The sequence below is a fragment of the Thalassotalea sp. 1_MG-2023 genome, assembly GCF_030546745.1.
In the GTDB taxonomy this organism is placed as follows: Bacteria; Pseudomonadota; Gammaproteobacteria; order Enterobacterales; family Alteromonadaceae; genus Thalassotalea_C.
The window spans coordinates 1-25,645 of the sequence record NZ_JAUOPD010000005.1 but is presented as its reverse complement, the minus strand read 5'-3'; the positions used below and the strand labels follow the sequence as shown (position 1 = coordinate 25,645).

Sequence of the window (25,645 nt, the reverse complement as noted above, 5' to 3'; positions counted from 1 at the left end):
CGTTAGAAAGCACGCAATAATGATGCGCTCGCTGAATCAATTTCTTCAGCGGTTTTCATAAGTTTCAATTGCATTTCAAATTGACGTTGCAAAGCAATCATCTCTGTCATTTCTGAGACAGGGTTTACATTACTAGATTCAAGCATACCGTTTTGAATCACCACGTTAACATCTGCATCTAATACGTTGTTTGGCGCAATATTGTTAGGATTTGCTTGTGCGTTTACTCGAAATAAGCCGTCATTACCCCGAGTTAAATCTCTCACATCAGGGTTAACTAACTTAATACGCCCTACTTCTTCCTGTATTGAAGCTGGCGCACCGGCTGGCTGAACCATAATGGTGCCATCTTTCGATATTTTAATGTTGTTCACTGGTAAAGGTAGAAAAACTGGACCAGTATCACCCATCACCAGATCACCATTCGGTGTTTGTAAATAGCCTTCTTCAGTAATGGTTAAATGACCATCACGCGTGTAGGCTTCTAAACCGTCTTTAGCTTGCACGGCAATCATGCCTGGGCCTTGAACGGCAATATCTAAATCACGACCAGTGGTTTGTAACGCACCACTGTCAAAGTTTTGGCTAGCTTTTTCAGTCATGGAAAATACACGCGTTGGTAAACCTTCACCAAATGCTTGCATTGAACGTGCTTGCGCAAGATCGGCTTTAAAGCCTGTTGTCTTAGCATTAGCAAGGTTATTTGCGTTAATGGCTAACGCATTCATGTTTTGCTTGGCACCACTCATGGCGATATAAAGCATTTTATCCATGGTAATTTCCAATCCTAAAAAGTAATAACTAATAAAATGCAAATAAAATGCCAACTAGCAGAAAAAATGAATATACAGATTAAGAGGTATAAATAATCAATGTAAAAAAGCCCTTAACAAATGCTAAGGGCTTTTCAAAAAGTGGGCAGCTATTAAAACTTATCTGATCTGTAAAATTGTTTGGTTGAGCTGATTATCTACTTCAAGCGAACGGGAGTTGGCTTGGAAGTTACGTTGAGCAGAAATCAAATCAATCAGCTCAGTGGTTAAGTTCACGTTCGATTGCTCAAGCGCTGACGATTGCACGGTACCAAAAGTACCTGTACCACCTTCACCAGCCAATGCCTCACCCGAACTAATACTTTCTTTCCACGATGAGTTACCTATTTGGGTTAAGCCTTGTTCATTAGCAAAGTTAACCAGTGCAATACGTGATAGCGGCTCAGAGGTACCGTTACTGTAGGTTGCGCGGATCAAACCATCAGTATCAATATCAATACCCGTTAATCGACCAACGGCTAAACCATCTTGCTCTAGCGCTGTCACTTCAAAGTTAGAGGCAAACTGAGTCGGTTCATTAGCATTAGGGCCACCGGTATCAAGGTTAAAGTCAATTGCAATGGTTTGGGTCGCATCGGCACCATTAGCTAATATACCAGCACCTAAAGGAAGCGTAACAATACCGCCTTCTGCAGGTGTTGGTATCATCGAATCAAAATCACCAGAATTGGTAAAAGTTAACTGAGCACCAGTAATACCACCCGGTGACAACGGACCAGAAACGGTACCACCAACGGGGTTAGTACTACCACCTGCAGGATCATCAATTGGTACTAATGTGCCATCGACTCCAGTAAATACATCCCAAGTATTAGCCGCAGATTTGACAAAATAATAGGTCATTACATGACTATCACCAAGTGAGTCAAATACCGTCACAGACGTTGAATGGTTATAGGTTAATGGGTCGGTATGATCAAAGTTACCCGGTGCACCAGTAATAATGGCATCACCTGCAGGCAAATTCATACGAATATCCACTTCACTGGTTTGTGTTGGCGCACCAGATGAAGTTGGAATACGAATTGGAGCAGCAGTACTTAAACTCACTGACGCTGAAGAACCGTCAGCATTAACAGGGAAACCTAGTAGATGTTGACCTTGTGAGTTGACCACAAAGTTACTGTCGTTTAATTTAAACTGACCAGCACGCGTATATGACGTTTCTAGGCTACCTAGTTCAGGAACGGTTGCGAAAAAACCGTTACCTGTGATCGCCAAATCAAGTGCGTTGTTAGTAAACTGAATACTGCCTTGAGAAAACTGCTGAGCAACATCAGATGTTAACACCCCGTCACCCACTTTCGTTTTACCAGCAGCTAATAATGAAGATGCATACACATCAACGAATTCAGCGCGTGATTCTTTAAAGCCAACGGTATTAACGTTTGCGATGTTATTAGATGTAACATCTAAATCTTTTTGTGCGGCATTTAAACCACTTAGTGCGATATTAAAAGACATAACTTCACCTCTTTTACTAAATCTTTTTCAATACTGAAACAGGCTATTCGCCACGATTAACTTTCTGATACTTCAACAACATCTATGAGTTTCATGGTGCTACCACCATTTAAGTTCAGAACAATATTGCCACCTGATCCTGCTAACGTGACACTGTCTACTTTTCGATACGTCATGGCTTGTAATTCACTGGCTTCGCCATCAACTAGCCCTGCAATTCTAAAACGATACGCACCTTCTGGCGCTTGCTCTCCTATGGAGTTTTCACCATTCCATGTAAACGAAAATTCACCTGCATCAACATTACCAACGGGCACTGTTTGAATAATTTCACCTGCGGTGTTTTCTACATAAATATTGACATTACTAGCGGGTAAATCAGTCACTAACTTGCCTCTTACTTCTTCACCTTCGGCTTTACCAAAAATATTGTCATCAACCAGCACGCTTCGTCCAACAAGTGATGACGCTTGCAATGCTTGGCTAGACGACATAGAAGAAGCAAAGTCAGTGAACTTTTCATTCAGCTTTTGTACGCCATCCGTAGTCGAAAATGCGGTCATCTGGGAAATCATCTCATTATTTTCCACTGGCTTTGTTGGATCTTGATGAGAAAGTTCTTTTGTTAATAGCGCAAAGAAATCTTCTTGGGTAAGCATGCCATTATCATTCTCGTCAGATTTTTTGTAATCTTCCTGCTGCCAACGCATATATTCTAATGGGCTACCGCCAGTTACTGAATCCATAATTACTCCAAACTAGAAATTATCGTTGACCTAACATTATCGTTTTGTTCAACATATTCTTAGCTGATTCTGCTAATTGAATATTGGTTTGATAAGAACGTGACGCAGAGATCATATTGGTCATTTCCTCAATCACATTCACATTAGGCTTATAAATATAGCCGTTTTCATCCGCCATCGGATGATCAGGTGCATGTTCAATATTCAACGGTTTATTACTTTCCACTATACCCATCACCTTAACACCGACGGCTTCAGACTGACCCGCAGCTGCGGCAGCTTTTTGCATCTCGGCGGCAAAAACTGGATGACGTGCACGATAGGTTTGATCAATGCTACTACTAACACTATCAGCATTGGCAATATTACTTGCCGTTGTATTTAATCGTACCGATTGAGCGCTCATGCCTGTGGCAGAGATGTCGAACACATTAAATAAACTCATAATTAACTACCTCCGCCTAGCGCTTTTTTCAATCCACTTATCTTACTATTCATAAATTGCAGGCTAGCTTGATAGTGCATGGAATTATCTAGATACAAGTTTCGTTCCATTTGTACATTAACCGTATTACCGTCACCGGTATCTGGTTGATTTGGAACACGAAAATCTACATTATTATTAAGTTGCCCACGTACATCAAAGTGTTTTTCATGGGTACGAGACATGCCGCTTTGTTGCCGGTTTGCCGCTTGGGCAAGTGCCGTCTTAAAGTCCATGCCTTGTGCTTTATATCCTGGGGTATCGGCATTAGCGATATTTCCCGCGATTACCTCTGCATTTTGTGAACGCACACGTAAACTGTCGGGGTGAATACCAAATGCTTTTTCGAAACTAATGGCCATAGGGCTTCCTCCAAACTAATGTCAGTAGCCATACAAAAATTATGCCATCAAAGAATTATTAGGAGGTAGGTTTACTTCTTCTGATAAACTATGCCGGGGTGGCAACGTAACATATCAAAATTTTTATTAAGCCCTGAAAGTGACTCAGAAGCCCCTAAAAACAGGTATCCGCCGCTATTAAGTGAGCCATGAATTTGAGATAAAATTTGCGCTTTTATTTCCGGAGAAAAATAAATCAGCACGTTACGACAAAAAACAATATCAAACCGCCCCATTAAGCTATAACTGCCTAGCAAATTAAGCTGGCGGAAATTCACCATTTTTTTGACATGGTCTTTTACCTTTAGCATACCGTTATCACCATTTTCAAAAAACTGACGTTTTCTTTCTGGTGATAGCCCGCGTGATAAAGCAAGTGAATCGTAATGAGCATACTTACAATGCTCTAACATGGTATTAGAAATATCGGTGCCGATAATTTGTACGCTACCGGGTAAACTGCCAGGATTTGATTGTTGAAACTCTTGCGCTGACATCGCAATAGAATAAGGTTCTTGACCCGAAGAGCTTGCTGCTGACCAAATTTTGACAGGTGTACGTTGTCCTTTAAACTCTGGAAGTAGCCTCTTCTTGAGTAACTCAAAGGGATATTCATCACGGAACCAAAGGGTTTCATTCGTCGTCATGGCATCGATAACCGCAGAGCGCAATTGTCTTTCCATAGGGCTTAATGTTCGTGTAACCAAGTCACCTAAAGTCAGCACATCAAATTTTGCCATCAAAGGAGCAAGACGACTTTTAACTAAATACTGTTTATTGTCGCCCAGCACTATACCGCATTGTTGCTCTAAAAACTCTCTAAACTGATGATAACTTTTATCATCAAGTTGTCTAGCTGACACTATATATTTCCTGCCTTATGCTACGCGATGAAACGGGCTAAATTGTCTTAGCTCAATTCTTCTACTTTTAACCATTTTTTAACTGCGGTGGCCAGCTCATCTGGGTGAAACTTAGGAATAAAATCTTCAGCACCTACTTTTTCAACCATTGCGTTATTAAACACACCACTTAACGATGTATGCAAAATCACAGGCATTTTTCTCAGTTGCTCGTTGCTTTTGATTTCCGCGGTCAATGTATAACCATCCATTTCTGGCATTTCAATATCAGAAATTAATAACGCCACTTTTTCATCAATAGATTTGCAATCTTCAGCCAATGCCATAAGTTGATCTAAAGCATCTTGGCCATTTTTCGCCAATAGCATTTTTAACCCTAATGGCTCTAACGCCCTTTTGACTTGGTTTCTGGCAACAGTAGAGTCATCAGCAATCATAATAACGCGATCACCCATGCTAACCCCAACACTCTCATCAATGATGCTTTCACTTAGTTCTGTTGATATTGGGTTAATTTCGTTAAGAATTTTTTCTACGTCTAAAATCGACACCATTTCATTGTCAATTTCAGTTACTGCGGTTAAATAACTTGATTTACCTGCGCCTTCTGGCGGTGGCATGATGTCTTGCCAACGAATATTTATTATGCGTTCAACACCTCCAACCAAGAATCCCTGAACGCTACGATTATACTCAGCAATGATAACGAAAGCATTTTCATCAGGAATAATTTCAGGCCCACCAGTGGCTTTACTTAAATCAATAACAGAAATAGTTTGCCCACGAATATGAGCAACACCTTTAACAAATTTATCTTGTTTAGGCAGCAATGTTAATTTAGGGCAAGGCATTACTTCTCGTACTTTAAACACGTTGATGCCAAACCGCTGACGCCCAACCAATTTAAAAAGTAGTAACTCAAGCCTATTTTGTCCTACCAACTGTGTGCGTTGGTTAACCGAGTCTAAAATTCCTGCCATAAAAAACCTCTAATAATTTTTCCTGCAACCTTTAACGGCTAAAAGGCATAATTCTTGATAGTATACTTAGCAATTACATTTAGTGCCTAATTATTGACACAAAATAACGACAGCGATGCTCTCTACATAAGCATAGACGAGTATTTCAAATTCCCTAGTATTTAGATTACAAAATTTATGAGCAAATTAAAGATATTTATCACTTTTTCTGTCTTAAGCACTATATTCTTTAGCCCAATAAGTGCTGAAGAATACACACGCGAAGATATTAAATTATTTGCAAAAAATTACGTGGCACAAAATTTACCAGCTTCACAAGGAAGTAAACGGGTGATCACTCCCGCTGATATAGACCCAAGAATTCACATTAATCCCTGCGCGGTTCCATTACAGGCGAATATACCTGAAAATTACTCAACGAGAAACGTCAACGTAAAAATATATTGCGAAAGTTCAACACCATGGAACATTTTTCTTCCTGTTCGTGTGACAGAAGAAGTGCCAGTTTTAGTGTCAACAATCAAAATAGCAAAAGGTACGGTACTCGATGAAGGTAATATCGCCATAGAATGGCGGCCTATCCATCAAACTCGCGGTGAAGTAATTCGTGATCCAAAGATGGCGTATGGTGCGAGAAGTAAACGCAGCTTAACAAGTGGAAGTGTCATTAGTAAACGCATGTTTTGTATCGTCTGCAAAGGAGAAAGTGTTGTGATCAGCGCAATAACTGATAACCTAACCATCAAAACAAAAGGTACAGCTCTGTCTAACGGTGTTAGAGGACAACAAATTAGGGTGCGAAATAATCAATCGGGTAGAGTCGTTACCGCTGAAGTTAAAGCTATTAACCAAGTAGTGATTAATCTATAATAAAAGGGTTAAAGAAAAAAACGCATTTGCCGATAAGTAAATATACACCACAATTATTTGCCGATAAGGTTTTATTATGGCTATAAATATCAATAACTTGTCAAATTCGGGGCAAGTAAAACAAAAAGTTGATCAGCAAACTCAACTTAAACAACAGCAAACGCAAAACACGACAAACAGTGAACAAGCTAAGGTCGCGAGCAAAGACTCATTTTCAATAACGCCACAAGCTAAGCAGCTTGGGGATTTACAGAAAAAAGTCGAAAATGCACCCATTGTCGATCAGAAAAAAGTGGAAGAGCTGAAAAAAGCGATTACTTCTGGTGATTATAAAGTTGATCCTGAAAAATTAGCGGCTAGTATCGCAAATTTTGAGTTCGATTTAGCTGAATCAATTTAGATACGATTTAAGGAAAGTAAGTGGCTGATAACATCGATTACCGTCAATTATTAGATAAACAATTTGCTCAATTACAGCAACTTGAAGTAATTATTGATGAAGAGCGGCTTACGTTGCAAAAGAACTCTCCTGATGCACTTGCTCAGGTTACCGAGAAGAAAAACGCCCTATTGCTTGATATTCAAACATTAGATCAACAATTCTCACAAAGTTTGGCATTTAGTAAGCAAAAAGCTAACGGCGAATTAGATGAAGTACTAGAAGCAATAGAACAAGCGTTATTACGCTGCAAAGAAAAAAACCAAGTTAACGGCCATATCATTCAGCAATCGCAAATGGCCGTTGAACGTTTAAAAACGACTCTATTGCAACAAAATGATAAATCTTCTGTTACCTATGATAGCAAAGGTAAAACCTCTGGTGGGCTTAGCAGCCTGGGAATAAAAGCTTAGCTACAAAGCTAAACATTAGATCTGAAATACACAATAAAAAAATGGCCTTACAAACGTAAGGCCATTTTTTTAAACAGAGAAAGACAGTTAATAATATTTAACGTGTTTAATTTCTTTCTGTCTATTATTCGCTAAATAAATGTCCCATACATCTTTAAAATCAAGATGTAACTCAGTGGTGTAGGTATCACCAACCGGGTAGCTTTTTATCACTTTAGCCCCACGAATAACACCTTGTACAGATGTTTTTAATCGTTGATCTTCAATAATTAAATTACGCATAGTTAAGTCGCTAGAAAGCTGCTGTCCATAAACTTGCTCAGCGAGCTCGGCATAGGCGGCAATTTTAGAGGCATGAATTGCCATCAACATTTTTTGTGTCTCGTTGGTTGACTTCTGTAGGCTGATTGGCGCTTGACCTACAGCAGTAAGAACAGGAAATGCTTCAGGCTTTACTGCTTGCCATTGCACATGCTTATCATACACAGAACTACAGCCGAGTAATGCTAAGCAAGCAAGCACACAGCAAATTTTAGATAAAGAACGAGTTTTCATATGCACACCTTACTGTTGAATTTTAACAGCTCTTTTTTCTTCAAGCATTGCCTGAGAGTCACGTAAGATCATGCCGTCTTTTATCCGTACATTTTCCCTACGTTGTAATTCATCACCAATCACCCATTCAGGTATAAATGACTGCGCAGTAGCAACAACTACCCGTGATTGCATACCAATCATACGAGCGTTTACCATCACACCGCCATTCTGTTCCATCATAGTGCCCGTAACTACGTAGTCAATTATCTGACGCTCAGGTAACTCTTTCCAATCACGACTAAAGACATAATCACCTTCTTTTGTAACACGTATATGTCCGGTAGTTTTAAAGTCAACGACAATTAATCCGTGTCGCTGTAACTCATGAACAAAACTTTCTGAGAGTTGATTACCTAACCAGTTCGTCGACTCTAAATCAGCTAAGTGAACAAATGAAGCAACCGCCACCGGCGTTTTAGGGGTCACAAAAGTACTACTTTGTAACATCTGAAACGCTAAGCCTTTTACCACATCATTTATCGCATGCTTTGGTAGTTGGTAAGCATCAATTTCGCCTTTATTTTTATGAGCGGCTTGATAAAAGTCATCATCTGAATTGTTATTTTTCGAATGCATCGCACTACACGACACTAATCCAGACAATAACATAAGCGTTAACCAAGTTTTCATTGAGCTCCCCTCAAATACAACTAAATTCTATAGTCAATCACAAAGCAAAAATTACGCCAACTTATCAAACCAATGTCTTGGAAATAACTATAGGCATAAAAAATGCATTACACTGGCTAACCATATATGAGTCGAGCTTTTGACACATAGTTTATGCCTTCGTATCGTGCGAATTAATTCACCATACGTAAAACGTTAACTAAACTATAAAAATCAAATGCAGGATTAAAGCCAAGATAAATTCAGGTGAGCAATGCAACGACTAAGCTTTGTAATTTTATGTTTATTTCTATTAGTAAGCCCAACATACGCCCAGTGGTATGAATCACAGGGACATGCTTACGTCATTCAAGGTGACTCTATAGAAGCACGAAAAAAAGCAATTGAAAATGCGCTGAAAAAAGCACTGCTCGTTGCAGGTGCTTCTGTTTCAAGCGTTCAGCAAGTGGTCAACGGTCTGCTAACACAGAATGAAATCAATATTCGTGCTACTGGCAACATTAATGCTTTTGAAATTATAGATGAAACCCATGAAGATAAAACCATCACAGTTACCATAAGGGCAGATATTATTCCGCAAACGCGGCAATGTTTTTCCGCTGATTATCGTAAGTCTATGCTGATCACCAAAAGCCATTTAGTACATAGAGAACAGGCCAACATTGGCGGCATTTACTCCTTAGACTCAGCGATAATGAAACGCTTATCGGATCAGATAAAACAAAATGGCACCTATCTTTCACCGCAACTATCAGTGAAATCAAGTAGTGCATTCTCAAGATATAACAATAGTTTACAGCTAGATAAAATTAAAGCAGTGTCAATGTCGTTAGCCAATATCACCGACAGCCAATACGTAATGTATTCAGAAATTGAAGATGTTTCATTCGCCACACAAGCGGAAAACTCTTGGGCATTTTGGCAAGAAGATATATTTGAACGCTTTTTTCAATTAACTGTGCATATTTATAATGGTGCTAATGGTGAACGTTTATTTGAAAAAACCTATCGAAACGCTGCTCCATGGACATTCAATAAACGCGAACAGGTAGACCCTCATTCACAGGTATTCTGGCAAAGTCGTTACGGTCAGATCATTGACCAAGCGCTAAACCAAGTGAGTACCGATATCGATGACAACATGATGTGCCAACCTACTCGAGGTAAAATTGTACAAGTCAATGCTGATCAAGTACGGTTTAACCTAGGAAAACAACATGGTGTGCAAATTGGTGATGAGTTTTCTTTGTTACATCTTAAAAACTTCACAACCGACAGTGGCCATTCATATGCAGGGTTTAATGTGAGTCCGTTTAACGTAAAGGTTATTCGAGTATCACAATCAAGTGCAGTTGCACAAACCACGGATGGCGCTTTAATCGACAGTATTCAAATAAATGATCTTGTTGTGCGCTATTAAAAGTTCGAACCTTTTTGTAAATATGAGCAACGTTATTTATTGATCAAGATAAATAATAACGTTTAAATAAAGCGAAATTTCGTCCTCATAGTTTAACTGGATAAAACTGCGGCCTCCTAAGCCGCTGCTCCAGGTTCGAGTCCTGGTGGGGACGCCATAAAAAAACCGCAACAAATGCGGTCTTTTTAAATGATTTAATTAGCACAATATCGTTAAAGTCTTAATTGGCTAACTCTGTCATTACTTCCTTGTCGTCTGCAACTGAGGTATTACTTAGTACGGCAGATAATGCCAACACAAAGACTGCTAATATGACGGTTGTCAGCTTTATTCCTTTTGAAGACGACTGTTTCATTGTTATATCCAAGCAGGTTTATCATTGTTATTTTGTCTACTACCTGACCAACTTATCTGATAAATATCTTTAATTCAATAGTTTACCTTAAAAACAAGTCATTTTTTGAACAATAGTTACGCTTAGGCTCAATTTCTGATTTAAAATCCCCTCTTAAAGAGCACGTTCAACCATTGATCTTGTCGCATATGCAATAGAAGTTAATCATCATTGAACAAAATATAATAAATAGCGTAATAACATTTGCAGTCACGGCATTACTGCGTAAAAATAGCGTCTCTAAAAACACCCTCATATGAAAAAATAAAATAGTTGGAGCCACTATGCCATCGCGTAAAGATCTCGCTAATGCTATTCGTGCATTAAGCATGGACGCAGTACAACAAGCAAACTCAGGTCACCCAGGAGCCCCTATGGGCATGGCAGATATTGCCGAAGTTCTATGGCGCGACTTTCTAAAGCATAACCCTACCGATCCAAATTGGGTAGATCGTGATCGATTTATCTTATCGAATGGTCATGGCTCAATGCTTATTTATTCTCTATTGCATTTATCAGGTTATGATTTACCTATTGAAGAAATTAAAAACTTTCGTCAGTTGCATTCAAAAACACCAGGTCATCCTGAGTATGGCTATACACCAGGTGTTGAAACTACCACGGGCCCTTTAGGCGCCGGTATTTCAAATGCGGTAGGTATGGCAATTGCCGAAAAAACCTTGGCGGCACAGTTTAACCGTGAAGGTCACAACATTGTTGATCATTACACCTATTGCTTTTTAGGTGATGGCTGCTTAATGGAAGGCATTTCACATGAAGTATCTTCTCTAGCAGGTACGTTAGGCCTAGGTAAGCTTGTCGCTTTTTGGGACGATAACGGTATTTCAATTGATGGCCATGTTGAAGGTTGGTTCTCTGACGATACCCCAAAACGTTTTGAGTCTTACGGTTGGCATGTAATCGCAGACGTTGATGGTCACGACCCTCACGCGATAAAAGAAGCGATAGAACAGGCTCACCTGATTACTGACAAGCCAACTATGATTTGTTGTAAAACTATTATTGGTTTTGGCGCTCCTAATAAATCAGGCTCACATGACTGTCATGGTGCACCATTAGGTCATGATGAAATTGCTGCGGCGCGTGAATTTTTAAACTGGCCTCATGCCTCTTTTGAAGTGCCTGATGATATTTATAGTCAATGGGATCAAAAAGAAAAAGGTCAATCAGCGCAAGCTAATTGGCAAGAGAAATTCGCTGCTTATAAAAAGGCTCATCCGGAACTTGCAGCCGAATATGAACGTCGTGTGATTAATGGCGACCTTCCAGCTGAATTCGAAGCAAAAGCAAATGCTCTTATTCAAGAGTGCCAAGAAAAGTCAGAAAGCATTGCATCAAGAAAAGCATCGCAAAATACTATTGAAGCATTCGGCGCCATTTTACCTGAATTATTAGGTGGTTCAGCTGATTTAGCAGGTTCCAATTTAACCCTGTGGTCTGGCTCTAAAGGTATTCAGGACGATCCTGCCGGTAACTATATTTATTATGGTGTTCGTGAATTCGGTATGTCTGGCATCATGAACGGTATTTCATTGCATGGCGGCTTTATTAATTATGGCGCAACCTTCATGATGTTTATGGAATACGCGCGTAATGCAGTACGTATGTCTGCGTTAATGGGCATTCAAAACATTTTTGTTTATACCCATGATTCAATTGGCCAAGGCGAAGATGGTCCAACGCATCAGCCGATTGAACAATTAACTAACTTACGCACTACACCTAATATGGTGACATGGCGTCCTGCTGATGCTACTGAATCAGCAGTTGCATGGAAAAATGCAATTGAAAGACAACAAGCGCCAACGGCATTAGTATTTTCGCGCCAAGGTTTGCCTGCAGTAGCACGTAATGCTGAGCAAGTAAGTAACATTGCTAAAGGTGGTTACATTGTAAAAGACAGTAACGGCACACCTGACGTAATTTTAATAGCCACTGGTTCTGAAGTTTCTCTAGCGTTAAAAGCAGCCGAAGCTCTTGGTGATAAAGTGCGTGTTGTATCAATGCCTTCAAGCAATATTTTTGATCAGCAAAGTGATGCTTATAAAGAGTCTGTACTACCAAGCTCTGTTACCAAGCGTGTTGCTATTGAAGCTGCACATACTGATTTTTGGTACAAGTATGTAGGCTTTGCCGGCAAAGTTGTTGGCATGACTACCTTTGGGGAGTCAGCGCCAGGAAATGCGTTATTTGAGCACTTTGGTTTTACTGTTGAAAACGTTGTTAACACAGTAAACAGCTTATAATTTAATGGCGCCATTAATTATGGCGCCTTATTTCCCAAGGTAACTTTCTTTAGATATGCCTACAAAAATCGCTATCAATGGTTTTGGTCGTATTGGTCGTAGCGTTGCTCGTGCCTTATATGAACATAACCATCGCCAAGATTTACAACTTGTTGCCATCAACGAGCTAGCAGATCCTGATGGGATTGCCCATTTATTAAAATATGACAGTACCCATGGTCGGTTCTCATTTGCTGTTTCCCGCGAGGCCAACCGTTTAAATATTGCTGGCGACGATGTATTCTTGACCCATGAAGAGAATATAAACCTTCTTGACTGGCAAAAGTACCAAGCGGATATTGTACTTGACTGTACTGGAAAATATAGCTCTAAAGCAGACGGACTCGCACATATTCAACAAGGTGCCTCTAAAGTGCTTTACTCGCACCCTGGTGCGAAAGATTTAGACGCAACCATCATATACGGTATTAACGATAACACACTAACCACTGATCATCGGGTAGTCAGTAATGGCTCCTGTACGACAAACTGTATAGTTCCTGTTATCAAAGTAATTGATGATGCCTTTGGTGTTGAAAGTGGCACCATTACAACCATTCATTCATCAATGCATGATCAACAAGTCATTGACGCTTACCACCCTGATCTGAGAAGAACAAGAGCTGCAAGCCAATCAATCATCCCTGTTGATACTAAATTAGCCGCTGGCATTGAGCGAATACTGCCTAAATTTTCAGGTCGATTTGAAGCCATTGCCGTTCGGGTACCTACCATCAATGTAACCGCTATGGATCTTAGCCTAACGGTTAGCTGTGATGTATCCATTGCACAAATTAATCAAGCCATCGTTAATGCACAGAACAATGGTTTACAGGGGATCCTTGGTTATACTGAAGAACCTTTGGTATCAATAGACTTTAATCATGATCCACATTCAGCCATTGTCGATGGCAATCAAACGCGTGTAAGCCATAAACGCTTAGTTAAAATGTTAGTTTGGTGCGACAACGAATGGGGATTTGCTAATCGAATGTTAGATACTGCTAAAGTGATGGCAGGTCTGCAATCATGAACTCATTATAGGAACAACTCATGTCTGTTATTAAAATGACTGATTTGGATCTCGCCGGTAAGCGCGTGTTGATCCGTGAAGATTTAAATGTACCCATTGCTGACGGTAAAGTCACTTCAGACGCTCGCCTTCGAGCATCTTTACCGACTATTAAGCATGCCCTAGCTGCAGGTGCAAAAGTGATGGTAATGTCACATTTAGGTAGACCAACAGAGGGTGAATACGAAGATAAATATTCTATGCAACCCGTTGTTAATTACTTAGCCGACGCTCTTTCAAGCCCTGTGCGCTTAGTAAAAGATTATTTAGACGGTGTTGAACTTGCCGATGGTGAGCTCGTAATCTTTGAAAATGTTCGTTTTAATAAAGGCGAAAAGCAAGATGACGAAGCATTATCAAAGCAACTGGCTGCACTTTGTGATGTGTATGTTATGGATGCTTTCGGTACTGCACATCGCGCACAAGCGAGTACTCATGGCGTTGCAAAATTTGCTCCCATCGCCTGCGCAGGACCATTATTAGTTGCAGAGCTTGACGCACTATCAAAGGCGCTTGATAACCCTGCCCGACCATTAGTTGCCATTGTAGGTGGTTCTAAAGTATCGACAAAACTAACCGTATTAGATTCACTTTCAAATATTGCCGATACCCTTGTTGTCGGTGGTGGTATTTCGAATACCTTTGTTGCATCAGCGGGTAACGAAGTAGGTAACTCGTTATATGAAAAAGATTTGATCCCAGAAGCACAAAGATTACGTGAAAAAACTGAGGTTGTTTTTGCCAATGATGTAACGGTTACACGTGATAGTTTCGACAACTGGAAACATGACTCAGTAGCTACAGTAAAAACATTAACTGACGTTCAACCAGAAGATGATATTATTGATTACGGACCCGAAACAGCAGCTAAAGTGGCAGAAATCATTAAAAATGCAGGCACAGTATTATGGAATGGTCCTGTTGGTGTCTTTGAAATTGATGCGTTCGCTAAAGGCACAGAGGTGATATCAATGGCAATTGCAAATAGTGAAGCGTTTTCAGTAGCAGGCGGCGGCGATACACTAGCAGCCGTAGATAAATACAATATCGCCGATAAAGTTTCTTATATTTCAACTGGCGGCGGAGCATTTTTAGAGTTCCTAGAAGGTAAAGTATTGCCAGCAGTAGCAGTGTTAGAGTCGCGCGCAAAAAACTAAATTATCATTCCTCTATCTTTGCAGTTAAAACCTTAGTATATCGCTAAGGTTTTTTTATATTATTTAAAAAATAATTTTGTTGTAACCTTTCATAATAAACTTCAAATATTTGCTTATTTGCCATCAGTACCGCCTATTTTTTTCGTAATTCTTATTCATTTTAATCCTAAATCGCTTTAATCCTTATTTTTCGTCACTTAACAAGAAAAATACAATGATGCAAAGCATGAAAACTTTCTGCTAGAATTACACAATGAAACATAATTGTTTCGATGTGAAAGTAATTTAATGCTATTTCCTCAACCAAAATTGTAACTTAGGAGTTTTTCATGGCTTTAGTTTCCATGCGACAAATGTTAGATCACGCCGCTGAATTTAATTACGGTATTCCAGCATTTAACGTAAATAACTTAGAGCAAGTTCGCGCGATTATGCTAGCAGCTGATGAAACAGACAGCCCTGTCATTTTACAAGCATCTGCTGGCGCTCGAAAATATGCAGGGGCACCCTTTTTACGCCACCTCATTTTAGCTGCTATTGAAGAGTTCCCTCATATTCCTGTTGCTATGCATCAAGATCACGGAACCTCACCGGCAGTATGTCAGCGATCGATACAACTCGGCTTTTCATCAGTAATGATGGACGGCTCATTAATGGAAGACGGTAAAACACCGTCAAGTTACGATTATAACGTGGATGTTACGCGAAAAACGGTTGAAATGGCTCATGCTTGCGGCGTTTCAGTTGAAGGGGAACTTGGTTGTTTAGGTTCGCTTGAAACAGGCGAAGCTGGTGAGGAAGATGGCGTTGGAGCTGCGGGAAAATTAACTCAAGAGCAAATGTTAACTGACCCAGAAGAAGCCGCAGACTTCGTTAAAAAAACACAAGTTGATGCCTTAGCAATCGCATGTGGTACATCACATGGCGCTTATAAATTTACCCGCCCACCGACAGGCGATATTTTATCAATCGATCGCATTAAAGCAATTCATCAACGTATACCTAATACACACTTAGTTATGCATGGTTCATCGTCTGTACCACAAGATTGGCTAGCTATAATCAACGAATATGGTGGCGCTATACCAGAAACTTACGGTGTACCTGTTGAACAAATTCAAGAAGGTATCAAAAACGGTGTGCGTAAAGTCAACATTGATACAGATCTTCGTTTAGCATCAACAGGTGCTATTCGCCGTTTTATGGCGCAAAACCCGAGTGAATTTGATCCAAGAAAATACCTTGCTGAATCAACAAAAGCTATGTACGAAATTTGTAAAGCACGCTATGAAGCGTTCAATACGGCTGGTAATGCGTCGAAAATTAAACCCGTATCGCTCGATGTCATGTTTGAACGCTACTCAAAAGGTGAACTAGTTGCATTAGTAAAATCTTAATACTACATAGTTTCAATTAAGGCGTGTACTTCTTTCGAGTATAAGTTTGTACAAATACTAAATACAATGCTGGAATGTACACAATAAAGATCACCTCCTTAATATAACCTCTTAAAAATGCCGAATTGTTGTTGTCAGTTTGGCATTTTTACTACTACCGTTTCGCTAGTACTTTCCTTGTCTAAAAATAATAATGGGCTTAGCCTGTTAAATTTATTATAATTTGTCGACTAATTATTCTATGACACAGAGGGAGAACTCGTGGAAAATTTAATGAACTGGTTTGCTGAAAATCAAGAGCTATTTTATAGCTACGCGTTAAATATACTCATTGCTTTTTTAATATTTATCATCGGTCGTATTGTTGCACGCATAATAGCCTCAACACTGAACAAAATTCTCAGACATAAACAAGTTGACGATACCGTCAGCAGTTTTATTTGTAGCCTAGCTTACGGCTTACTCGTATTGGTTGCCTTTATTGCTGCTATATCACATTTAGGCTTTAATACTACCTCATTAGTAGCTATTGTTGGTGCTGCAGGTTTAGCTATTGGTTTAGCACTTCAAGGTTCTTTATCAAACTTTGCTTCAGGTATTTTATTAATCACCTTTAAGCCTTTCAGAGCAGGTGACTTTGTTGAAATAGCAGGAACAGCTGGAATTGTTGAAGAAGTACATGTTTTTTCAACCAACTTAAGATCTCCTGATAATAAAACAGTTATTGTACCAAATGGTGCCATCACCACAGATACCATCACCAATTACTCAACTAAGCCAACACGTAGAATTGATCTTGTTATCGGTGTAGGTTACAGTGCCGACTTAGCGAAAACCAAAGAGATACTTACACGTGTGACGAAAGCACACGAACTAGTACTTAAAGACGAAGACGTTACTGTAGGCGTAAGTGAATTAGCTGATAGTTCAGTTAATTTTGTTGTGCGCCCTTGGGTAAAAACCAGTGACTATTGGCCAGTTTATTTTGATCTAATGCAATCTATCAAAGTTGAACTGGACAACGCAGGAATCGAAATTCCATTCCCACAATTATCTGTTCACGTAAACCAAGAGAATACCAATGAATCTTAAATTAGCAACTGCTGCACTTTGCCTTACCCCCTTTTTAATACAAGCAGAAGAGCAAAAAGAAACCTCTCCAATGAAAGCATCCGCTGAATTTGGTGCATTATTTAAAACGGGCGACACTAAAAGCGGCGATTTAAAAGCAGGCTTAGATTTTAGTTTTGAAAAAAATCAATGGCGTAGTTCATTAAACTTTGACGTACTCGTTCGAAAAACTGAAACAGAAGTCATCCAAGAAGATGGCACAGTAACGGAAGAGTTTGAAACCTCAGATCAAAAATGGACGATTGTTGGTCAAACCAACTATACCATTGAGCCAAATGGTAAAAACTACGTCTATGGTAATGCATCTTATGCAGATAACCGTTTCAGCAGCTTCGATAATCAAAGTTCTATCTCATCTGGTTGGGGTCGACGTTGGTTTGAAACTGAAAAAGCCACATTAGATGCTGATGTTGGTCCTGGTTATAAGCGTGATGTATTAAAAGAGCCAGACGAAAACGGTGAAACAACACATGATGCATTTATTATTCAAGCACAAGCGCTTTACAAACGAAAAATCAATGAACATGTAGAGTTTAAACAGTTAGTAGTCGCTAAATACGCACCAAAAAACGGTGCCAACAGCACATATAAAGCTGAGTCATCAATTACCACAAAGCTGATTGAAACGTTACAATTGAAATTTAGCTTTATTGTTGACCATAATACCGATGTTGACGAAAGCAAAGAAAACACAAATACACAAACAGCAATGACGCTAGTATATAGTTTTTAATTAAACCGTTATTCTTTTTATCAAGCCCTGTTAGCGCATTAACAGGGCTTTTTTATTATTCATTTTACGTTGTTATTTAACCAGCTACTAAATTCTTTCGGCTGCTCTAGCGGCAACATATGACCTGTACGTTCAAATACCGTTAAGTGCATTTTCTTATCTGCAAACGCCAGTCGGTTTAAGTCATCCAAATTCACTAATGTATCTTCTCGGCCAACACAAAAGTGTTTATTGATAGGCAAAGCACGCAACTGCTTAAATAAATTTACTCGCTGTGTCGTCGCGCGTAATTGCGCCATTAACACTTCGCCACCAAGCGATTTATCCATCTCAGCGATCAATGCTATCACTTCTGTATTATCGTGCGCATTGTTCGCCATTAGATTTAAAATGCGCTTTTTAGGAATACCACGATAACCATGTTTTTTGATCCAAAGAATCGTTCGAGATCTTTCTTTCACTTCTTCAACGGGTAAAGCGCAAGGAAGATTTGAGACGATAAAAAGCGTCGAAACTTTCTCAGGGTATCGTACGGCAAAAGCGGTGGCTAAATAGCCGCCTAATGAAAAACCAAGTAAGTTAACTGGCTCGTTTGGCAACTGCGTTGCTATTTGCTGTACGATCTCATCAATCGAGTCACCATTATGTATTGTTAAAAAATGTGGAATAAAATGGTTTTCAGCCACAGACAACATTGGCTGCCAAAGTCGTTCGTCGCACATTGTGCCGGGTAATAAAAATAATCGCTGCATGATTATTGTAAGTATTGATCAAAAGGTAACACAGTAACTTGTTCGTCAGCTTGCACATTACCCTGCTCTTGCGATAACACAATATAACAATTTGCTTTTGCCATGCTCGTTAGCATGCCTGAGCCTTGGCTACCTGTTGATGTTACAGTTAACTGACCTTGAGTATTCGCTTGCATTACACCACGTTGAAAATCCATGCGCCCAGGGGCTTTTTTCAGCGGTGTATTAGACCTTGCGCTCAACCTAACGGGTGAAGATTGATTGATATTTTGTAATTTCGCTAACGCTGGCAATACCAGTTGATGAGCCGTTACTAAAGCCGAAACGGGGTTTCCAGGTAAGCCAAAAAAGTAACTACTAGGTAAATGACCAAACGCAAACGGTTTACCGGGTTTAATGGCGACTTTCCAAAAATCAATATGCCCTAATTTATCTAAAACAGCTTTAATATAATCGGCATCGCCTACTGAAACGCCACCCGAGGTGATCACCACATCAGCTTGCTCATTTGCAGATACCAACGCTTGCGAGATCTGTTCTTCATCATCAGAAATGATGCCCATCGGTATTACATCAGCACCAAACTTGGTTAACATCGCTTGTAAAAAATGACTATTACTTTCGTAGATATCACCAATAGATAACGGTTCTCCGGGGTTTTTCAGTTCATCTCCTGTTGAAAATAAAGCAACTTTTATAGGTTTAACCACCGGTACTTCTGCAATACCAAGTGATGCTAGTACACCCACATCTATTGATGTTAAGCGCTTGCCTTGTTCAAAAACGAGCGCTCCTTGTTTTATATCTTCTCCAACATTTCGCACATTAGAGCACTGAGGAACTTGTTTTTGAAGGTGTATAATATTGCCATCTTGTTGACATTGCTCTTGCATGATCACGGTATCACAGCCTTTTGGCATGGCTGCACCCGTCATAATGCGAACACACTCGCCTTGCTGACACGCTCCTAAAAACGGCTTACCAGCCATGGAACGACCAATAACAGTTAACGAATTAATGTCAGCGCCGGCATGTTTAAAAGCATAACCGTCCATCGCCGAATTATTCATTGGTGGAACATTAACAGGGCTATATACATTTTTCGCTAGAACACGGTTATAACTCAGTGCAAATGATATCTCTTCGCTGGCTGTTAAGGGTTTTATTTCCGCTAACATCTGATTTAATGCTTGCTCAAACGGCATTAAACCAGGTGCAGAACAACAATCATTCATCATCTATTCCTGATTCTATTTTTCGGTATCAATTAATGATACTAATTATCAGTTAATTAAAAACAAGATGCTATGACTTATCTTGTCATACTTTGATACACCTCAAGTTTTAACCTATCAGATAATAGTATTATCATCGTTGGGCATTATGTACTACTATAAAATGTAAATTCGCCGAGCTTCTGTTGCTAAATTTCAAGTAAATATGCAACTTTAGCCGTGATTATTCTTTAATCGCCAGGGTTAATAGGGAAACTTATTAGCCTCCCGACATTTGGAAAGGTGAAATGTTAACTGACAACTATGGCCGTAGGTTTTATTACCTAAGGCTCTCTATTACTGATGTATGCAACTTTCGTTGCGATTATTGTTTGCCTGATGGTTATCAATGTGATCACGATCGTGACTTTCTATCGTTAGCTGAAATTCAACGTTTAGCAACGGCTTTTGCTTCCTTAGGTACAGAAAAAATTCGTATCACCGGTGGTGAACCTTCACTACGCAAAGATTTACCGCAAATTCTGCAACATTGTAAATCTACCCCCGGTATTAAAAAACTTGCCATCACCACGAACGGCTATAAATTAAACAGTCAAATTCAAGATTGGGTCGATGCAGGGTTAGACGCCTTAAATGTTAGTATTGACAGTTTAGATCCTCGACTCTTCCAGTCAATTACCGGTCACGATAAGCTACAAGAGATACTTTCAGGTATCGATAAAGCGTTAACTCTTGGACTTACCCAAGTGAAAGTAAATACAGTATTAATGCGACAATACAACGGCGCAGATATTGATACCTTTTTAAACTTTATCAAAGAAACACCTGTCACACTTCGCTTTATCGAATTGATGCAAACAGGTGATAATGAAACATTCTTTAATGAACAACATGTACAAGGCTCGCGCATAAAACAGCAACTAGTACTTGCAGGTTGGCAGCCGGTTATTAAAGAGAAATCATCTGGTCCAGCGCAAGAGTTTTATCACCCTGACTATCGTGGCAAAATTGGCTTGATCATGCCTTATAGCAAAGATTTTTGTGCTTCTTGCAATCGCCTTCGTATTAGTGCTTTAGGCAAATTACATTTATGCTTATTCGCCGATCAAGGTTTGTCATTAAGAGAGCACTTACAATCAGATGATCAAGTGCCATTAGTAAATGCCATATCACATTTGCTAACAGATAAAAAAGCGACACATTTTTTACAAGAACAGTTAACTGGCGCAACCAAAAATCTTGCGATGTTAGGTGGATAAAGCATGCGAAAACCTATCCATTGTTTAGGCGTTGTACTAGCTGGTGGTAAATCTTCCCGAATGGGTAAAGATAAGGCACTACTTTCATTAAACGGGGAACGTTTACTCGATCGTGCAGTGTCGTTACTCAATAAAGCAGGCGTTGATCAAACCATCATTAGTGGTGATATTCACGGCGAACAAGACAAACTTGAGCGCATTGGTCCGCTAGGTGGCATTTATACCGCGTTAGTGAAGTATCAGCCCTATGCATTATTAGTAATGCCGGTAGATTTACCTTTTATAGATCTTACCACTTTACTGCAGTTAAAAAATGCAGGACAACTCTCAAATAAGGCATGTTTTTATCAGCAACATTATCTACCCATGTACTTACCTAACAATCACTTTTGTCAGAGCTTTTTTACCAAAAACATTGCCTTTCAATCGTCATTCACTGCTAAAAGTAAAACCAAAACATACTCAGTACGTTCGTTGTTGAGCCATATACCTCACCGCGAATTACCCATAAAAAATCCACACGCTTTATTCAATGCTAATACACCGCAAGATTGGCAACAAGTCGAAGAAAAGTTAGCGAAAAATAGGAACTACAATGTCAAATTCTGATCATGCAAAAAACATGTTTATTTCACTAAAAGTCGCTGTATTAACAGTATCTGACACAAGAGATGAAACAACGGACACTTCAGGTAAAGCGCTTGTAGAACGCGTTGACAATGCAGGTCATCAAGTTGTCGACAAAGCTATTGTTAAAGATGATATTTACCAGTTAAGAGCCATAGTGTCTCAATGGATAGCTGATGAAGGTATCAACGTCATTATTAGCACTGGCGGTACGGGGTTCACTGATAGAGATAATACACCAGAAGCCTTACTGCCATTATTTGATAAAAATATAGAAGGTTTTGGTGAAATTTTTCGTGCCATTTCGTTTGATGAAATTGGCACTTCAACCATACAATCTCGTGCTTTAGGGGGTATTGCTAACCATACCGTTATATTATGCGTACCTGGTTCTACTAATGCGTGTAAAACAGCATGGGATAAGTTAATTGCAGAACAGCTAAATGCTCAGCATAAACCCTGTAATTTCGTGCCGCATTTAAATTTATCAACTCAATCATGTACAACAAGAGACAAAAATGAGTAATTCATCAGCCAATACTTTAAGCCATATTAATCAGCAAGGTGACGCCAATATGGTTGATGTTACCGATAAAGCAACCACCGCACGAGTTGCTATGGCTGAAGGTTTTATTAAAATGACCCGCGAAACATTGACGTTAATCACGCAAGGTAATAATAAAAAAGGTGATGTGTTATCGGTTGCGCGTATTGCAGGCATTCAGGCAGCAAAAAAATGTAGTGATTTGATCCCATTATGTCACCCGTTAATGCTAACAAAAGTGCAAGTTGATTTTACCCTTGATGAAGATAACACTTGTATACGTGTTGAAAGCCTTTGCAAGCTATCTGGTCAAACAGGAGTTGAAATGGAAGCATTAACGGCAGTATCAGTTGCTTGTTTAACGTTGTTTGATATGTGTAAAGCCGCTGACCCAGCCATGGAAATTTTTGGTATTAAAGTGTTAAGTAAAACAGGTGGAAAATCAGGCCACTGGCAACCGAATTCAAAGGAGCACTTATGATCAAAGTTTTATTTTTTGCTACTTTACGCGAGCAGTTATCTTGTCACGAGCTTGAAGTTAGTACCGATAATATTAATACTATTGCGGCATTACTCTCACACTTATCCAGCCAATCTACTGATTGGCAACATGCCCTTTCAACCAATGTATTATGTGCTGTAAACCAACAAATGGCTGATACTCAACATAGAATTAACGATGGCGATGAGGTTGCCTTCTTTCCGCCCGTTACGGGAGGTTAGCATGTCAGATAACTCCACGATTAGTATTCAATCACATGACTTTAACCTAGCTGATGAATACAACAAGTTGCACCTCAATAACGATGAAGACGGAGCTGTTGCCACTTTTTGCGGCAAAGTTCGCAATAATAATTTGAAGAAACAAGTCACCGGTTTATATCTTGAGCATTATCCTGGTATGACAGAAAAGCAACTTGCAGCAATTATCACAACAGCTCGAGAACGCTGGGCTATTAATCGTGTAAATGTCATTCATCGTATTGGACAATTAGCAGTCGGTGAGCAAATTGTGTTTGTTGGTGTTTCAAGCAAACATAGACAAGATGCGTTTGCTGCCTGTGAATTCATTATGGATCACCTTAAAATCAAGGCCACCTTTTGGAAAAAAGAACTAACTGCTGACGGTGAAAACAATTGGTTGGCGGCAAGAGAAACGGATCAACAAAAAGCCAATACTTGGAAATAACCCATCTGGAAATACAATGTTAACCACATCTGAGAAACTACGTTATAGCCGTCAAATTATGGTAAATAAAATTGGTGAGTCTGGGCAGTTGGCGCTTCGAAATGCCACGGTGTTAATTGTTGGGATGGGTGGATTAGGCAACCCCGTAGCAATGTATTTAGCTGCTGCCGGCATAGGAAAGCTGATTATTGCAGACGGTGATACTGTTGATATTACGAATCTACAGCGACAAATATTATTCAATCAGCAAGATATCGATCACAATAAAGCTGATACCGCTGCCGAAAAACTGGTGTTGAATAACCCTGATGTAGAAATAGAAATCGTTGACGAAATGCTAGATGATGAATTAGCCCAGTATTACGTACAACAAGTTGATTTGGTTGTTGATTGTTGCGATAACATTGCAACACGATATTTAATGAATAGAACCTGTGTTGAATTTAATAAACCCTTTATTGTTGGTGCTGCTACCGGCTTTGATGGACAACAGTTAACCATAGTGCCTAAGCTAAAAGATAGCGCTTGTTATCAATGTGTTTTTCCTAAGAGTGAACAAGCCCCAGAAAATAATTGTCAAACGGTAGGTGTTATAGGCCCTGTGCTTGCAGTAATTGCGGGAACTCAAGCCATTGATGCAATTAAACTACTTGTTGGCATTGAACAGTCAAATAATAAATTAGCCTTATATGATGGTTTACATCAGCATTGGCAGCATATTCATGTGAAAAAACAAAACAATTGTCCTGTGTGTGGTGGCAGATAGCAAAAAGCCCTTAAACAAGGGCTTCTTTTGTGTACTTTTATGAAACGCGCTACCTAAATAACCCCGCATTTTTATCTGACATTGCCTCACGCCAACCACCTAACCATTCAGATTTTGCATTAGTATTCTGATAAGGACAATTTTCTCTATTTTTACCGGAAACACCCGCTTGGTAACCATTAGAATATGCTCTATCTAAACGATCTCTTTTTTGTCTTCTCATGAAATGAATCTCCATAACCATTTGAAATTTATGATTTTATAGAACTTCCCTAATTGATAAAAAATATCAATCAACCACTTCATTTAAGAATATTTACCTTTTTATTGCAAGTATAGAAATGTCATTAAATTGTCATAAAATCATGTAAAACTGAATAATTTTCATGCCAATTTTTAGGTCAAAAGATAACCACCTGAAATTCATTCTGTTATTTATTTTCTGTTAGATCGTTAAGAAATTAAAAAAATATTTATATAAAAACTTCATTTAAGAATAACTCAGCATTACCCCCTCAATAACGGTGTTAACATTCCTTCTAATCCATTCAATTTAATTTCATATACTAACGCTAATTGCTCGCCTAATTTTCCCTCGGGGAATCCTTTTCCATGAAACCAAACCAGATAAGGCTCGGGTAACTGTAACAGCTTGCGGCCTGCATATTTACCAAAGGGCATGGTTTGATTAATTGCTGCAATCATAGCTTGTTGATCAAGTTGCATTATTTACCAACTCGTAGTGTAAAAATAAAAAGTATCATACACGCTTCAGTTATTTATGTGCGTGTTGCTTTCATTTTTTTGTCATAAACCAAGTAAAAAATCAAGATTGAAAACTAGAGCGTGTTGATCTTTGCTGTTTGAGTTTTGTTCAAGGTAAACGCCTTCTGATCGCGGCACTTGGATTCTTGCATAGTCATTCTATGGTTAATTCAAGTAA

General features: G+C 39.3%; 31 protein-coding genes, 1 tRNA gene and 1 riboswitch. Of the genes, 18 read left to right on the top strand and 14 right to left on the bottom strand.

The features are described 5' to 3' along the window. Nucleotides 1-2: 2 nt before the first annotated feature. The 7 genes from flgF to Q4489_RS05350 form a co-directional block, all read right to left on the bottom strand. Entirely contained in the window at nucleotides 3-773 is a 771-nt protein-coding gene (gene flgF / locus Q4489_RS05380; protein WP_303477938.1) for a flagellar basal-body rod protein FlgF, read from the bottom strand. Nucleotides 774-932: 159 nt separating this feature from the next. Further along, nucleotides 933-2,297 (bottom strand): flagellar hook protein FlgE, encoded by a 1,365-nt coding sequence (flgE, locus tag Q4489_RS05375; protein ID WP_303477936.1) that lies wholly within the window; start codon nucleotides 2,295-2,297, stop codon nucleotides 933-935. A 56-nt stretch (nucleotides 2,298-2,353) separates the two neighbouring features. Then, entirely contained in the window at nucleotides 2,354-3,043 is a 690-nt protein-coding gene (locus Q4489_RS05370; protein WP_303477934.1) for a flagellar hook assembly protein FlgD, read from the bottom strand. Between the two features lie 19 nt (nucleotides 3,044-3,062). Next, on the bottom strand, nucleotides 3,063-3,488 hold the full coding sequence (gene flgC, locus Q4489_RS05365) for a flagellar basal body rod protein FlgC (protein ID WP_074500749.1): 426 nt from the start codon (nucleotides 3,486-3,488) through the stop codon (nucleotides 3,063-3,065). 2 nt (nucleotides 3,489-3,490) lie between these two features. Next, on the bottom strand, nucleotides 3,491-3,889 hold the full coding sequence (flgB, locus tag Q4489_RS05360; protein ID WP_303477931.1) for a flagellar basal body rod protein FlgB: 399 nt from the start codon (nucleotides 3,887-3,889) through the stop codon (nucleotides 3,491-3,493). Between the two features lie 71 nt (nucleotides 3,890-3,960). Then, nucleotides 3,961-4,791, bottom strand: coding sequence for a protein-glutamate O-methyltransferase CheR (locus tag Q4489_RS05355; protein ID WP_303477929.1), 831 nt, complete (start codon nucleotides 4,789-4,791; stop codon nucleotides 3,961-3,963). Between the two features lie 47 nt (nucleotides 4,792-4,838). Further along, nucleotides 4,839-5,771, bottom strand: coding sequence for a chemotaxis protein (locus Q4489_RS05350; RefSeq protein WP_303477927.1), 933 nt, complete (start codon nucleotides 5,769-5,771; stop codon nucleotides 4,839-4,841). A 177-nt stretch (nucleotides 5,772-5,948) separates the two neighbouring features. Here Q4489_RS05350 and flgA point away from each other — a divergent pair, with 177 nt between their 5' ends. From flgA to Q4489_RS05335, 3 genes are all read left to right on the top strand, one after another. Continuing rightward, nucleotides 5,949-6,641: a flagellar basal body P-ring formation chaperone FlgA gene (gene flgA, locus Q4489_RS05345; RefSeq protein ID WP_303477925.1), complete on the top strand. Its 693-nt coding sequence runs from the start codon at nucleotides 5,949-5,951 to the stop codon at nucleotides 6,639-6,641. Between the two features lie 76 nt (nucleotides 6,642-6,717). Continuing rightward, on the top strand, nucleotides 6,718-7,041 hold the full coding sequence (flgM, locus tag Q4489_RS05340; protein WP_303477924.1) for a flagellar biosynthesis anti-sigma factor FlgM: 324 nt from the start codon (nucleotides 6,718-6,720) through the stop codon (nucleotides 7,039-7,041). 20 nt (nucleotides 7,042-7,061) lie between these two features. After that, nucleotides 7,062-7,493 (top strand): flagella synthesis protein FlgN, encoded by a 432-nt coding sequence (locus Q4489_RS05335; protein ID WP_303477922.1) that lies wholly within the window; start codon nucleotides 7,062-7,064, stop codon nucleotides 7,491-7,493. Nucleotides 7,494-7,580: 87 nt separating this feature from the next. On the opposite strand, the gene Q4489_RS05330 is transcribed toward Q4489_RS05335, so the two are convergent. Then, nucleotides 7,581-8,048, bottom strand: coding sequence for an LPP20 family lipoprotein (locus Q4489_RS05330; RefSeq protein WP_303477920.1), 468 nt, complete (start codon nucleotides 8,046-8,048; stop codon nucleotides 7,581-7,583). 9 nt (nucleotides 8,049-8,057) lie between these two features. Beyond that, on the bottom strand, nucleotides 8,058-8,720 hold the full coding sequence (locus tag Q4489_RS05325; protein ID WP_303477918.1) for a FlgO family outer membrane protein: 663 nt from the start codon (nucleotides 8,718-8,720) through the stop codon (nucleotides 8,058-8,060). Between the two features lie 253 nt (nucleotides 8,721-8,973). Here Q4489_RS05325 and Q4489_RS05320 point away from each other — a divergent pair, with 253 nt between their 5' ends. Both Q4489_RS05320 and Q4489_RS05315 read left to right on the top strand, forming a co-directional pair. Beyond that, complete coding sequence (locus Q4489_RS05320; protein ID WP_303477917.1) at nucleotides 8,974-10,140, top strand: flagella assembly protein FlgT; 1,167 nt, start codon at nucleotides 8,974-8,976, stop codon at nucleotides 10,138-10,140. An 81-nt stretch (nucleotides 10,141-10,221) separates the two neighbouring features. After that, nucleotides 10,222-10,297 (top strand) — tRNA-Arg (locus tag Q4489_RS05315). Between the two features lie 63 nt (nucleotides 10,298-10,360). Here the strand turns inward: Q4489_RS05315 and Q4489_RS05310 are convergent. Then, entirely contained in the window at nucleotides 10,361-10,495 is a 135-nt protein-coding gene (locus tag Q4489_RS05310) for a hypothetical protein (protein ID WP_303477915.1), read from the bottom strand. Between the two features lie 323 nt (nucleotides 10,496-10,818). On the opposite strand from Q4489_RS05310, the gene tkt reads away from it, so the two are divergent. From tkt to Q4489_RS05280, 6 genes are all read left to right on the top strand, one after another. Further along, complete coding sequence (gene tkt / locus Q4489_RS05305; RefSeq protein ID WP_303477913.1) at nucleotides 10,819-12,801, top strand: transketolase; 1,983 nt, start codon at nucleotides 10,819-10,821, stop codon at nucleotides 12,799-12,801. A gap of 55 nt (nucleotides 12,802-12,856) precedes the next feature. After that, nucleotides 12,857-13,873, top strand: a complete 1,017-nt coding sequence (gene epd, locus Q4489_RS05300) for an erythrose-4-phosphate dehydrogenase (RefSeq protein WP_303477911.1) — start codon at nucleotides 12,857-12,859, stop codon at nucleotides 13,871-13,873. Between the two features lie 20 nt (nucleotides 13,874-13,893). Next, a complete protein-coding gene (locus Q4489_RS05295; RefSeq protein ID WP_303477910.1) occupies nucleotides 13,894-15,069 on the top strand; it encodes a phosphoglycerate kinase in 1,176 nt (391 codons plus the stop codon). A gap of 329 nt (nucleotides 15,070-15,398) precedes the next feature. Continuing rightward, complete coding sequence (gene fba, locus Q4489_RS05290; RefSeq protein WP_303477909.1) at nucleotides 15,399-16,466, top strand: class II fructose-bisphosphate aldolase; 1,068 nt, start codon at nucleotides 15,399-15,401, stop codon at nucleotides 16,464-16,466. 261 nt (nucleotides 16,467-16,727) lie between these two features. After that, nucleotides 16,728-17,558: a mechanosensitive ion channel domain-containing protein gene (locus tag Q4489_RS05285; protein ID WP_303477908.1), complete on the top strand. Its 831-nt coding sequence runs from the start codon at nucleotides 16,728-16,730 to the stop codon at nucleotides 17,556-17,558. Beyond that, entirely contained in the window at nucleotides 17,548-18,330 is a 783-nt protein-coding gene (locus tag Q4489_RS05280) for a YdiY family protein (protein ID WP_303477906.1), read from the top strand. Before Q4489_RS05285 ends, Q4489_RS05280 begins: the two co-directional genes overlap by 11 nt. A 59-nt stretch (nucleotides 18,331-18,389) precedes the next feature. Here Q4489_RS05280 and Q4489_RS05275 read toward each other — a convergent pair whose 3' ends face one another. Together Q4489_RS05275 and moeA are read right to left on the bottom strand one after the other, a co-directional pair. Continuing rightward, nucleotides 18,390-19,082: an alpha/beta fold hydrolase gene (locus Q4489_RS05275; protein ID WP_303477904.1), complete on the bottom strand. Its 693-nt coding sequence runs from the start codon at nucleotides 19,080-19,082 to the stop codon at nucleotides 18,390-18,392. A 2-nt stretch (nucleotides 19,083-19,084) separates the two neighbouring features. After that, entirely contained in the window at nucleotides 19,085-20,320 is a 1,236-nt protein-coding gene (gene moeA, locus Q4489_RS05270) for a molybdopterin molybdotransferase MoeA (RefSeq protein WP_368389586.1), read from the bottom strand. A 157-nt stretch (nucleotides 20,321-20,477) separates the two neighbouring features. Continuing rightward, nucleotides 20,478-20,618: riboswitch (molybdenum cofactor riboswitch) on the top strand. Between moeA and moaA the strand changes: the two genes are divergently transcribed. From moaA to Q4489_RS05235, 7 genes are all read left to right on the top strand, one after another. Beyond that, a complete protein-coding gene (moaA, locus tag Q4489_RS05265; RefSeq protein ID WP_303477903.1) occupies nucleotides 20,605-21,576 on the top strand; it encodes a GTP 3',8-cyclase MoaA in 972 nt (323 codons plus the stop codon). Its footprint overlaps the riboswitch before it by 14 nt. A gap of 3 nt (nucleotides 21,577-21,579) precedes the next feature. Beyond that, on the top strand, nucleotides 21,580-22,185 hold the full coding sequence (locus tag Q4489_RS05260) for a molybdenum cofactor guanylyltransferase (RefSeq protein WP_303477902.1): 606 nt from the start codon (nucleotides 21,580-21,582) through the stop codon (nucleotides 22,183-22,185). Then, a complete protein-coding gene (moaB, locus tag Q4489_RS05255) occupies nucleotides 22,172-22,729 on the top strand; it encodes a molybdenum cofactor biosynthesis protein B (protein ID WP_303477901.1) in 558 nt (185 codons plus the stop codon). Before Q4489_RS05260 ends, moaB begins: the two co-directional genes overlap by 14 nt. Then, on the top strand, nucleotides 22,722-23,228 hold the full coding sequence (gene moaC, locus Q4489_RS05250; RefSeq protein WP_303477899.1) for a cyclic pyranopterin monophosphate synthase MoaC: 507 nt from the start codon (nucleotides 22,722-22,724) through the stop codon (nucleotides 23,226-23,228). Before moaB ends, moaC begins: the two co-directional genes overlap by 8 nt. Continuing rightward, nucleotides 23,225-23,470, top strand: a complete 246-nt coding sequence (gene moaD / locus Q4489_RS05245) for a molybdopterin converting factor subunit 1 (protein ID WP_303477897.1) — start codon at nucleotides 23,225-23,227, stop codon at nucleotides 23,468-23,470. The genes moaC and moaD overlap by 4 nt, the downstream gene beginning before the upstream one ends. A 1-nt stretch (nucleotide 23,471) precedes the next feature. Beyond that, on the top strand, nucleotides 23,472-23,936 hold the full coding sequence (moaE, locus tag Q4489_RS05240) for a molybdopterin synthase catalytic subunit MoaE (protein ID WP_303477895.1): 465 nt from the start codon (nucleotides 23,472-23,474) through the stop codon (nucleotides 23,934-23,936). Nucleotides 23,937-23,952: 16 nt separating this feature from the next. Continuing rightward, nucleotides 23,953-24,702, top strand: coding sequence for a HesA/MoeB/ThiF family protein (locus tag Q4489_RS05235; RefSeq protein ID WP_303477894.1), 750 nt, complete (start codon nucleotides 23,953-23,955; stop codon nucleotides 24,700-24,702). A gap of 49 nt (nucleotides 24,703-24,751) precedes the next feature. On the opposite strand, the gene rmf is transcribed toward Q4489_RS05235, so the two are convergent. Then, nucleotides 24,752-24,925, bottom strand: coding sequence for a ribosome modulation factor (gene rmf / locus Q4489_RS05230; RefSeq protein WP_074500812.1), 174 nt, complete (start codon nucleotides 24,923-24,925; stop codon nucleotides 24,752-24,754). 284 nt (nucleotides 24,926-25,209) lie between these two features. Continuing rightward, entirely contained in the window at nucleotides 25,210-25,428 is a 219-nt protein-coding gene (locus Q4489_RS05225; RefSeq protein ID WP_303477893.1) for a DUF3820 family protein, read from the bottom strand. Between the last annotated feature and the right edge of the window lie 217 nt (nucleotides 25,429-25,645).

Bases quoted from the DNA above. Each gene is read 5' to 3' on its own strand.
- Q4489_RS05310 (WP_303477915.1), bottom strand. From the start codon at position 10,495: ATGAAACAGTCGTCTTCAAAAGGAATAAAGCTGACAACCGTCATATTA.
- Q4489_RS05325 (WP_303477918.1), bottom strand. From the start codon at position 8,720: ATGAAAACTTGGTTAACGCTTATGTTATTGTCTGGATTAGTGTCGTGT.
- Q4489_RS05275 (WP_303477904.1), bottom strand. From the start codon at position 19,082: ATGCAGCGATTATTTTTATTACCCGGCACAATGTGCGACGAACGACTT.
- flgE (WP_303477936.1), bottom strand. From the start codon at position 2,297: ATGTCTTTTAATATCGCACTAAGTGGTTTAAATGCCGCACAAAAAGAT.
- Q4489_RS05295 (WP_303477910.1), top strand. From the start codon at position 13,894: ATGTCTGTTATTAAAATGACTGATTTGGATCTCGCCGGTAAGCGCGTG.
- Q4489_RS05350 (WP_303477927.1), bottom strand. From the start codon at position 5,771: ATGGCAGGAATTTTAGACTCGGTTAACCAACGCACACAGTTGGTAGGA.
- rmf (WP_074500812.1), bottom strand. From the start codon at position 24,925: ATGAGAAGACAAAAAAGAGATCGTTTAGATAGAGCATATTCTAATGGT.
- Q4489_RS05370 (WP_303477934.1), bottom strand. From the start codon at position 3,043: ATGGATTCAGTAACTGGCGGTAGCCCATTAGAATATATGCGTTGGCAG.
- Q4489_RS05330 (WP_303477920.1), bottom strand. From the start codon at position 8,048: ATGAAAACTCGTTCTTTATCTAAAATTTGCTGTGTGCTTGCTTGCTTA.
- Q4489_RS05320 (WP_303477917.1), top strand. From the start codon at position 8,974: ATGCAACGACTAAGCTTTGTAATTTTATGTTTATTTCTATTAGTAAGC.
- moaA (WP_303477903.1), top strand. From the start codon at position 20,605: ATGTTAACTGACAACTATGGCCGTAGGTTTTATTACCTAAGGCTCTCT.
- flgC (WP_074500749.1), bottom strand. From the start codon at position 3,488: ATGAGTTTATTTAATGTGTTCGACATCTCTGCCACAGGCATGAGCGCT.
- moaB (WP_303477901.1), top strand. From the start codon at position 22,172: ATGTCAAATTCTGATCATGCAAAAAACATGTTTATTTCACTAAAAGTC.
- tkt (WP_303477913.1), top strand. From the start codon at position 10,819: ATGCCATCGCGTAAAGATCTCGCTAATGCTATTCGTGCATTAAGCATG.
- moeA (WP_368389586.1), bottom strand. From the start codon at position 20,320: ATGATGAATGATTGTTGTTCTGCACCTGGTTTAATGCCGTTTGAGCAA.
- flgM (WP_303477924.1), top strand. From the start codon at position 6,718: ATGGCTATAAATATCAATAACTTGTCAAATTCGGGGCAAGTAAAACAA.
- Q4489_RS05280 (WP_303477906.1), top strand. From the start codon at position 17,548: ATGAATCTTAAATTAGCAACTGCTGCACTTTGCCTTACCCCCTTTTTA.
- Q4489_RS05225 (WP_303477893.1), bottom strand. From the start codon at position 25,428: ATGCAACTTGATCAACAAGCTATGATTGCAGCAATTAATCAAACCATG.
- moaE (WP_303477895.1), top strand. From the start codon at position 23,472: ATGTCAGATAACTCCACGATTAGTATTCAATCACATGACTTTAACCTA.
- moaC (WP_303477899.1), top strand. From the start codon at position 22,722: ATGAGTAATTCATCAGCCAATACTTTAAGCCATATTAATCAGCAAGGT.
- epd (WP_303477911.1), top strand. From the start codon at position 12,857: ATGCCTACAAAAATCGCTATCAATGGTTTTGGTCGTATTGGTCGTAGC.
- Q4489_RS05260 (WP_303477902.1), top strand. From the start codon at position 21,580: ATGCGAAAACCTATCCATTGTTTAGGCGTTGTACTAGCTGGTGGTAAA.
- Q4489_RS05235 (WP_303477894.1), top strand. From the start codon at position 23,953: ATGTTAACCACATCTGAGAAACTACGTTATAGCCGTCAAATTATGGTA.
- moaD (WP_303477897.1), top strand. From the start codon at position 23,225: ATGATCAAAGTTTTATTTTTTGCTACTTTACGCGAGCAGTTATCTTGT.
- flgF (WP_303477938.1), bottom strand. From the start codon at position 773: ATGGATAAAATGCTTTATATCGCCATGAGTGGTGCCAAGCAAAACATG.
- flgA (WP_303477925.1), top strand. From the start codon at position 5,949: ATGAGCAAATTAAAGATATTTATCACTTTTTCTGTCTTAAGCACTATA.
- fba (WP_303477909.1), top strand. From the start codon at position 15,399: ATGGCTTTAGTTTCCATGCGACAAATGTTAGATCACGCCGCTGAATTT.
- flgB (WP_303477931.1), bottom strand. From the start codon at position 3,889: ATGGCCATTAGTTTCGAAAAAGCATTTGGTATTCACCCCGACAGTTTA.